This window comes from Actinospica durhamensis, assembly GCF_018139695.1.
Classification (GTDB): Bacteria; Actinomycetota; Actinomycetes; order Streptomycetales; family Catenulisporaceae; genus Actinospica; species Actinospica durhamensis.
In genome coordinates, this window is sequence record NZ_JAGSOG010000325.1 from 1 (window position 1) to 8824 (window position 8824).

Below are 8824 nucleotides of genomic sequence, written 5' to 3' on the forward strand. Positions count from 1 at the left end.
GCTGGGCGGGAACGGGACGCGGAGGCTGCTGACGCTCGGTTAGACGAGCCGAGTCAGGCCACGTGCACTCTCACGCCGGCGCCGCGCAAGAGCTTCGGCGACAAGACCGTGCTGGACGGGATCGACCTGACGGTCCCGCAGGGCACGATCCTGGCCCTGCTCGGCCCGAACGGGGCCGGCAAGACCACCGCCGTGCACCTGCTGACCACCTACCTGCGTCCGGACTCCGGCGAGATCCGCATCGCCGGGGTCGATGCGGCCGCCGACCCGCAGTCGGTGCGCCGGGCGATCGGCGTCACCGGCCAGTTCTCCGCGCTCGACGGCTACCTCACCGGCCGGGAGAACCTGATGCTGATGGCCGACCTGCACCTGCTGCCCAAGGCGGCCGGGCGGCGCCGGGCCGAGCAGCTGCTCGAGCGGTTCGAGCTGGCCGAGGCCGCGGACAAGGCCGCCTCGACCTACTCCGGCGGCATGAAGCGCAAGCTCGACCTGGCGATGACCCTGGTCGGCGAGCCGAAGGTGATCTTCCTCGACGAGCCGACCACGGGCCTTGACCCGCGCAGCCGGCGCACCATGTGGGACATCATCCGCGAGCTGGTGGCGCAGGGCACGACCATCCTGCTCACCACCCAGTACCTGGAGGAGGCCGACCAGCTCGCGCACCGCGTCGCGGTGCTCGACGGCGGCCGGATCGTGGCCGAGGGGACGCCCGCCGAACTCAAGGCCCGTATCCCCGGCGGGCACATCGAGCTCACCTTCGCCGACCGCGCCGCGCTCGAGGCCGCCGCGAGTGCGCTCGCCCCCACCGGCCGGGACGAGGACGCGCTCACGCTGCAGCTGGCGGCCGACGGCAGCGTCAGCACCCTGCGCACGCTGCTGCGGCAGCTGGACGACGCCTCGGTCCAGGTCGAGGCGCTGACCGTGCACACCCCCGACCTCGACGACGTCTTCTTCGCCCTCACCGGCAGGAAGGGAGCCTGACGATGAGCACCCTGACACTCGACGGCGACCGCGACGGCCTCGGCCGCGGCGCACGCGGCGCCGAGCACCGTTCCCACGCCCTGGTGCACGCGCGGGTCATGCTGCGCCGCAACCTGCGGCACCTGCAGCGCTATCCCTCGCTGACCCTGATGGTCATGCTGATGCCGCTGGTCTTCCTGCTGCTGTTCGTCTACGTCTTCGGCGGGACGCTCGGGTCCGGGCTCGGCAGCGGCATGCCGGCCGGCCTGCACGGCGGCCGCGCCGCGTACGCGGACTACGTCGCCCCGGCCCTGATCCTGATGTCGGTGGCGGCCGCGGCCCAGGGCACGGCCATCGCCGTCGCGCAGGACATGACCGAGGGCGTGATAGCCCGCTTCCGCACCATGGCGGTGGCCCGCTCGGCAGTGCTCACCGGCCACGTCGTCGCCGCGACCATCCAGACCCTGGTGGGCGTCGCCGTCGTCACCGCCGCCGCGATCGGGGTGGGCTTCCGCCCGCACGCCGATCCGGCCGAGTGGCTCGCCGCCCTGGGCGTCGTGCTGCTGCTGACCCTGGCCGTGACCTGGCTGTGCGTCGGTCTCGGCCTGTCCGCCAAGAGCGTGGAGACCGCGAGCAACTCGCCGATGTTCCTGATCCTGCTGCCCTTCCTCGGCAGCGGCTTCGTCCCCACCGCCAGCCTGCCGGCCGGCATGCGCTGGTTCGCCGAGTACGAGCCCTTCACCCCGGTCAACGAGACCCTGCGCGGCCTGCTCACCGGCACCCGGATCGGCGACAACCTGGTGATCACCCTCGCCTGGTGCCTCGGCGTCGCGGCCCTGTCCTATGCCTGGTCCCGCCGCCTCTACGAGCGCGAGCCCAAACCGCGATGAGTCGGATGACGACACAAGCACGGATACGCCGCAGGGCCCTCGATTCCGGGGGCCCTGCAACGCGTCCGGGCACAGCTTGCCGCACATCCGTAAGATGACGCGCGTCCCAGGCCTCGTCGCACACCTCGCGATCGTGCCGCTTTCCCTGCTGGAGGACCCCCGTCATGAGAGCGGTTCTGTACGCTACGGCGATCGCCCTGATCCTCTCCCTGGTCGGTACTCCGATCGCGATCAGGATGTTCACCCGTCGCGGGTACGGCCAGGAGATCCGGGAGGACGGTCCGCAGACCCACCTGGTCAAGCGGGGCACCCCGACGATGGGCGGCATGGTGATCGTGCTGTCCACGCTGATCGCCTACTTCCTGACCAAGGCGATCACCGCGAAGGTGCCGACCAGCTCGGCGCTGCTGGTGCTGTTGCTGATGGCCGGGATGGGCGTGGTCGGGTTCGTCGACGACTTCATCAAGATCCGTAATCGCCGCTCGCTCGGCCTGCGCGCCAAGGCGAAGCTGGTCGGCCAGTGCCTGGTGACGCTCACGTTCGCCGTGCTGGCGCTGCGTTTGCGCAACTCCATGGGCCTGACCCCGGCCAGCGACCACGTGTCCGTGCTGCACGACGTGGCCTGGCTCAGCCTCGGCCCGGTGGTGTTCGTCCTGTGGAGCTACGTGCTGATCGCGGGCTGGTCCAACGCGGTCAACCTCACCGACGGCCAGGACGGTCTCGCCACCGGGGCCTCGGCGATGGCCTTCGCCGCATACGTGGTGATCGGGGTCTGGCAGTACGGCCAGAGCTGCGGCACGACCGCGACCGCCGGCTGCTACCAGGTCCGCGATCCGCTGGACCTGGCCACCGTGGCCGCCGCGGTGATGGGCGCCTGCTTCGGCTTCCTGTGGTGGAACGCGGCCCCGGCCAAGATCTACATGGGCGACACCGGCTCGCTCGCCCTCGGCGGTGCCTTCGCCGGGCTGTCCATCTGCACCCGCACCGAGGCGCTCGCCGTGGTCATCGGCGGGCTGTTCATGATGGAGCTGATGTCGGTGGTCATCCAGGTCGGCTCGTACAAGCTGCGCCACGGCAAGCGGGTGTTCAAGATGGCGCCGATCCACCACACCTTCGAGCTGATGGACTGGCCCGAGGTGAACATCACCATCCGCTTCTGGATCATCGGCGGCCTGTGCGTCATCCTCGGGCTCGGCATCTTCTACGGCGGCTTCGAGGCGAACTGGTGACCTGCGCGCCCTGATCGCGGGCCCTGACGCACGTGGCGCCAGGGCCCGCAGTCACCGGGCACCCTCGGACATTAGCCGAGGGTCCAGAGTTGGTTGGTCCCGCCGTTGCAGGTCCACAGGTCGATCTTGCCGCCGTTGGACGTGCTCTGGCCGTTCACGTCCAGACACAGGCCCGATTCGCTGTTGGTGATGCTGCCGTCGGGGTGGGCCTGCCACTGCTGGTTGCTGCCGCCGTTGCAGGTGTAGATGTCCACGATCGTGCCCGCGGTCTTACCCTGCCCGTAGGCCTCGAGGCACTTCGAGCCGTAGACCTCGATGGTGCCGTTCACGTTCAGCGTGAACTCCTGGTTGCTGCCGGCGTTGCAGGTGTAGATGTCCAGCTGGGTGCCGTTGGTCTGGCTCGAGCTCGGGACGTCGAGGCACTTGCCTGACTGGTTGCCGACGAGTTCCTGCGCGCTCACACCGGCGCTGCCGGGCGCGCCGGCACTGCCGAGGACGTAGGTGGTCACGCTCTGGGCGGGCAGGCTGGCGCTGATCGTGCCGCCGGAGATGCTCGGCGCGGAGACGCCGGCGAGGTTCTCACTGGCGTCGGTCTGGTAGGCGCCGGCGGAGGTCACCGTGCCGGAGCCGAGGTTCAGCGACAGTGTGGTCGCGGAGGTGTTGGTGTTCGTGGCCACGACGGTCCACTGGTTGTTGGCCCAGAACGCCATCGTCTGCACGCCGGACGGCGATCCGCTCACGCCGTAGCGCACGGCGCCGGGGCGGACGTAGCGGCTGTACTGGCCGAGCACGTAGAAGCGCTTGGTCGGGTACAGGGTCTGGTTGCCGTCGCCGGCGTAGTTCGGGTCGTAGTAGACCAGGCCGTCGTTCCAGCCGGAGCTGTTGACCGTGGTGGCGCAGGTGCTGCTGGTCGAGGGGTTGCAGCCCATGGCGCTGGAGAGCGCGGTCCACCACTGGAACGCGCTGTCGTCGGCGTAGGACAGGTCGGTGTAGACGTAGTTCGCCAGGGTCAGGCCGCCGCCCATGGTCGGGTCGTACTGGGCGCCGTAGCTGCCGCCGGTCACCTGGCAGCAGATCTCGGAGGCCCACACCGGCTTGTTGTTCACGTCGCCGAGGCCGCCGACCTGCTCGAGGGCGCTGTTGGAGGGGTAGTTGTAGGTGTGGTGCGCGATGGCCGCGGTGTAGCCCGGGGCGCTGGAGTCGGCGAGCCAGGTGGGGGCCTCGGACAGCAGCTGGGTGGTCTGGCTGGACTCGTCCGCGATCACCTTGGTGGACAGGCCCGCGCTGCTCAGGGCGGCCCCGACCCCGTCGATGACGCCGGCCCGGTCGGCGGCGGGCACTTCCATGCCCTCCTGGCCGCAGGAGCTGAAGCTGTCGTCGGGCTCGTTCATCGGGCTGACCTGGCTGATCTTGATGCCCGCGGCGGAGAAGTGGCTCACCACGGTGGCCAGGTAGGTGCCGTACGCGGCGTAGTCGGCGGTGTTGATGTCGCCGCCGCAGTTCTCGCCATTGGTCGTGTACTGGCTCGGCGCGCTGTTGACGAACCCGATGATGTCGGGCACGCCGTCGGAGGAGGCGGCCTTGAGGAAGTACTGGCCGCCGGGGTCGGCGCTCCAGTTGTAGGTGCCGCTGGTACTCAGGAAGCTCTGCGGGGCCCGGGCCGCGGTGCTCACCCCGACCCCGCCGCCGCCGATGTTGTACCGGTACTGGCTCAGGTCGATACCGCTGGTGGTGAACAGCAGGCTCGCGGCCTGCGCCTGCGCGGTGGCGCTGAAGTTCGTCAGGTCATTGACCCACCAGGCGCCGGACGCGCCGAAGCCGGCGATGGTCTGGGCCGGGGCCGTGACCACCGCGGTGGTGGAGGCGGCCTGCGCGGGTGCGGGGGCCAGGGCGAGCAGGCCGCTGGTCGCGGTGGCCAGCAGCAGCGCGCCGATCAGGGTGGTGGACCGGTTGTTGCGTGGGTATGTCCGTGCTTTCATCGTGAGCACCCCATTAATTCGGGCATGAAATATCTCGCGCGGAACGTAGAGCGGGGACAGGGTACTGTCAAGGGACGCGGGCCCGGCGGTTCGGCGCGGCGCGCGCAGGTACCGGCGGATGGACCGAGGACACGGCGAGGGAGGGGCGATGCGCTGGGGCGCGGGTTCGGTTTCCGGCGACGGGACGCGCACCGCGGTGCTCGCGCTGCTGGCGCGGCGCGGGCCGCTGAGCCGGGCGCAGATCGCCGAGATCCTCGGACTCAGCCCGGCGACGGTGACCTCGAGTACCCGGCGGCTGCTGGCGGTGGGGATGCTGGCCGAGCAGGAGCCGCGGGTGCCGGCGGCCGGGCGGCCGTCGATTCCGCTGCGGCTGGTTCCCCGGTCGGCGCACGCGATCGGCGTGCAGGTGGCGCTCGACCACGTGGCGACGGTGCTGACCCGGCTGGACGGGGTGGTGGTGGACGGTGCGTCGTGGCCGTTCGATCCGGCCGCGCCGGAGGCGGTGGAGCGGCTGACCGAGCTGATCCGCGGCCGGATCGCCGAGGCGGCGCGGCAACGGCGGCCGCTGTTGGGCGTGGGCGTGGCGGTGCCCGGGGTGGTGGAGCCGGAGACCGGGACGCTGCGGATGTCGGTGCGGCTGGGCTGGAACGGCATGCCGCTGGCGGCTCGGCTGCGCGCCGCGCTCGGAGTGCCGGTGTTCGTGGACAACGACATCAGCGCGGTGACGGTGGCCGAGCGGCTCTACGGGCCGAGCGCGGAGTGCGCGGACTTCCTGGTGGTCGCGATCGGCCAGGGCATCGGCGCGGGGCTGGTGCTCGACGGCGCGCCGTACCGGGGGGCGGCGGGCGCGGCCGGGGAGTTCGGCCACCTGCCGATCCTGGCGGACGGGCCGGAGTGCGTGTGCGGCAACCGCGGCTGCCTGGAGACGCAGGCGAGCACGGAGGCGTTGGCCCGGCAGGGCCGCGAGGCCGGCCTGATCGGGCCGGATGCGGGCGTCGGTGAGCTGGGCGCGCTGGCGGTGGCTGGCGACGAGCGGGCCAGGGAGCTGTTCGCGGACGCCGGGGCCCTGCTCGGGCGCGCGTTGGCGGGCGTCGTGAACATCCTGGGGACGAGCACGGTGGTCGTGGTCGGGGAGATCACGCCGCTGTGGGACCACGTCCGCGCGGCGTTCGACGCGGCGTTGGCGGCACATCTGCTGCCGTGCGTGCGCGAGACGCGGATCGAGGTGCGGCCGTGGGAGGAGCGCCTGATCGCGGTGGCGGCGGCCGGGATCGCACTCGGCGCTCCGCTGGCGGCGCCGCGGCAGCGGGGGTAGTCGATCACCGTCCGCCCGGCGAGAAACTCAGTCGGGCAAAGGGAATCCGCAGCAGTCGAGGGCGAGCTCGCAGAACATCGCTTCGGCCCAGGAGAACCAGCGCCGGGTCCAGATGCGCGGGTGGTCGACGTGAAAGGACTCGTGGATGCGGTAGGTGCCGCCGCGGGTGGCGAGCAGGGTTCTGACGGCAGCGAGCCGCGCCTGGCGGCCGGATTCGTCGTCCGGCTCCGTCATCGCGGCGACGGCGAGCGCGATCGGCCAGACGTGGCGCTGCGGGGTGTGCGGGCTGCCGACCCCGGCGGCGGCCGCGCCGCGGTAGTACGTGGGGTTGCGGGGGCTGAGCACGAACGCGCGGGTGGCCAGGTACAGCGGGTCCTCGCGGTCGCAGTAGCCGAGGCGCGGCAGGGACAGCAGGCTGGGTACGTTCGCGTCGTCCGTCTCGAGGACCCCGCCGAGACCGTCCACCTCGTAGGCCCAGCGCGGACCGGTGACGGGATCCGCGACCACGGCGTGCTCACGCAGTCCTTTGTCGATCGTGGCACGCAGCCGGCCGGCCCGCTCGATCAGCCGCGGATCGACGGCGAGGGGCGGCGGCGCGACCTCGGCGATCCGGGGCAGGTCCGCGAGCACCACGGACGCGAACATGTTGCCGGGCACGTGGTAGCCGTACCGGCAGGCGTCGTCGCTGGGACGGAAGCCGCTCCACGTCAGCCCACCGACACCGACGGGCCCGCCGAGACCGCGGCGGGCAAGGGTGCCGGTGGGCCCGCCGAACCGGCGTCGGAACCGGTACGGGGACCGGCTCTCGTGGTCCTGCTCGGTCTCCCAGACCTCGACGATGCGAGCCACCGCGTGCCAGTAGAGCGCGTCGAAGACATCGGTGCGCCCGGTGTGCCGCCACAGACGTTCGGCCAGGCGCAGCGGGTAGCAGAGGGAATCGACCTCGTATTTGCGTTCCCAGATATAAGGACTCATGGTCGTCAGATCGCGCTGATGGCCGAGCCCGTCCGGACCGGCATTGAACGCGTTGGCATACGGATCGAGCGTGACGCAGGTCAACTGGCGCCGCAGCACCGCCGCGGCGAAGTCCGCAGCGCCCGGCCCGTACTCGCCGAGCCGCAGCAACGGCAGCACCTGCGCCGCCGAGTCACGCAGCCACATCGCCGGGATGTCCCCGGTGACCAGGAAGACCGTCCCGTCGGGCAGCAACCGCGCCGCGCGGCTCATGGTCTCGGTGACGAACCGGGTGACCACCATCGCCGCCTGCGCGCCGAGAACGGACCGCACCCTCTCGTGCAGCGGGGCGAGGTCGGGGTTCAAGCCCGGTTCGGTGGCGGCGGAAGCGGGCATGGAGCGGAATATAGTCCCGATTTGCCGGGAATGCAGGCGTGACACCCGCCCGACGCTACGCGGCTTCCAGCACGAAGAACAGGAAGCAGAGGAAGGATCCCGAGGGGGACGTCACCAGGTCGGGGAAGCGCTCGCGGGCACCCGGGGCGGGGGGCGGCTCGGTGATGGAGGCGATCCGGAATCCGGCCTCGATGAAGGCGGCGGTGATCGTGGGGAGCGGGCGGTGCCAGTGGGTCAGGACGACGCTCTGGCCGCCGAAGGTGTATTCCTCGGCGTACTCGTGGGTGGCGAAGTAGTCGCCCTCGGGGTGCAGCAGGCGGTATACATAGGGGTGGTTGACGACCACGATGACGCGGCCGCCGGGGACCAGGACGCGGCGCAGTTCGGCCAGGGGGGCCGTCCAGTCCTCCAGGTAGTGCAGCACCAGGCAGGCGATGGCGTCGTCGAATGCGTTGTCGGGGAACGGCAGGGGATCCTGCAGGTCCGCCAGCCGCAGATCCACGTCCTCGCCGAGTCGGCGCTTGGCCAACTCCAGCATCTCCGCGCTCGGTTCGATGCCGGTGACCACGGCGCCCCGGTCGCGCAAGGACTCGAGCAGCGGTCCGGCACCGCAGCCCACGTCGAGGATCCGGCGCCCGGTCACGTCGCCGGCCAGGTCCAGGACCGCGGGCCGGGTGTAGTGGCCGTTGATCAGATTGGACTCGGTCTCGGCCGCGTACGCTTCGGCGAAGCCGTCGTAGTCGGTGGTCGGCGCGTCAAGATCAGAGGACATGCGCTTCATCCTGACATGGGCGCGTGTTCTGAGGGGCTGCTCCGCACGGTGCGGGTGCGCAGTGCGGGTGCGCGGTGCGGGTGCGCGGTGCGCGGAGCAGCCGATCTCAGCCGAACTCGCGCGCTCTCACTGCAGCAGCCAGCACCGGGCCGTGTGCCCGGGACTGCCCTCCACCGGAAGTTCGGGCGGGCGCTGCGTGCACACGTCCATCGCGTGCGGGCAGCGGCCGCGGAACTTGCAGCCTTCGCCGATCCTGGCCTCGCGGCTCTCGGCCGGGCGGGCGAGGGCGCGGGGGCGGTTCGGGTCCAGCGGGTCGCGCACGGCGTGCG

General features: G+C 71.4%; 7 protein-coding genes and 1 pseudogene. 4 read left to right on the top strand and 4 right to left on the bottom strand.

Going from position 1 to position 8824, the window contains the following annotated elements; genetic code table 11:
• Positions 1 to 108 precede the first annotated feature (108 nt).
• The 3 genes from KDL01_RS36075 to mraY all read left to right on the top strand — a co-directional run bounded on the left by KDL01_RS36075 (position 109) and on the right by mraY (position 3079).
• Positions 109 to 981, top strand: a complete 873-nt coding sequence (locus tag KDL01_RS36075; RefSeq protein ID WP_212533203.1) for an ABC transporter ATP-binding protein — start codon at positions 109 to 111, stop codon at positions 979 to 981.
• A 98-nt stretch (positions 982 to 1079) separates the two neighbouring features.
• Positions 1080 to 1850 carry an ABC transporter permease gene (locus KDL01_RS36080; protein ID WP_368861721.1) on the top strand — a complete coding sequence of 257 codons (771 nt, stop codon included), beginning with the start codon at positions 1080 to 1082 and terminating at the stop codon, positions 1848 to 1850.
• A 164-nt stretch (positions 1851 to 2014) separates the two neighbouring features.
• Positions 2015 to 3079, top strand: coding sequence for a phospho-N-acetylmuramoyl-pentapeptide-transferase (gene mraY / locus KDL01_RS36085; RefSeq protein ID WP_212533198.1), 1065 nt, complete (start codon positions 2015 to 2017; stop codon positions 3077 to 3079).
• A gap of 71 nt (positions 3080 to 3150) precedes the next feature.
• On the opposite strand, the gene KDL01_RS36090 is transcribed toward mraY, so the two are convergent.
• Positions 3151 to 5058, bottom strand: coding sequence for a glycoside hydrolase (locus KDL01_RS36090; RefSeq protein WP_212533199.1), 1908 nt, complete (start codon positions 5056 to 5058; stop codon positions 3151 to 3153).
• 118 nt (positions 5059 to 5176) lie between these two features.
• On the opposite strand from KDL01_RS36090, the gene KDL01_RS36095 reads away from it, so the two are divergent.
• Complete coding sequence (locus tag KDL01_RS36095) at positions 5177 to 6373, top strand: ROK family transcriptional regulator (protein WP_212533200.1); 1197 nt, start codon at positions 5177 to 5179, stop codon at positions 6371 to 6373.
• A gap of 27 nt (positions 6374 to 6400) precedes the next feature.
• Here KDL01_RS36095 and KDL01_RS36100 read toward each other — a convergent pair whose 3' ends face one another.
• The 3 genes and pseudogenes from KDL01_RS36100 to KDL01_RS36110 all read right to left on the bottom strand — a co-directional run.
• Entirely contained in the window at positions 6401 to 7723 is a 1323-nt protein-coding gene (locus KDL01_RS36100) for a glycoside hydrolase family 125 protein (RefSeq protein ID WP_212533201.1), read from the bottom strand.
• Positions 7724 to 7778: 55 nt separating this feature from the next.
• Complete coding sequence (locus tag KDL01_RS36105; protein ID WP_212533202.1) at positions 7779 to 8495, bottom strand: class I SAM-dependent methyltransferase; 717 nt, start codon at positions 8493 to 8495, stop codon at positions 7779 to 7781.
• A gap of 126 nt (positions 8496 to 8621) precedes the next feature.
• Positions 8622 to 8824 (bottom strand): annotated as a pseudogene (locus KDL01_RS36110) (hypothetical protein); the annotation flags it as partial.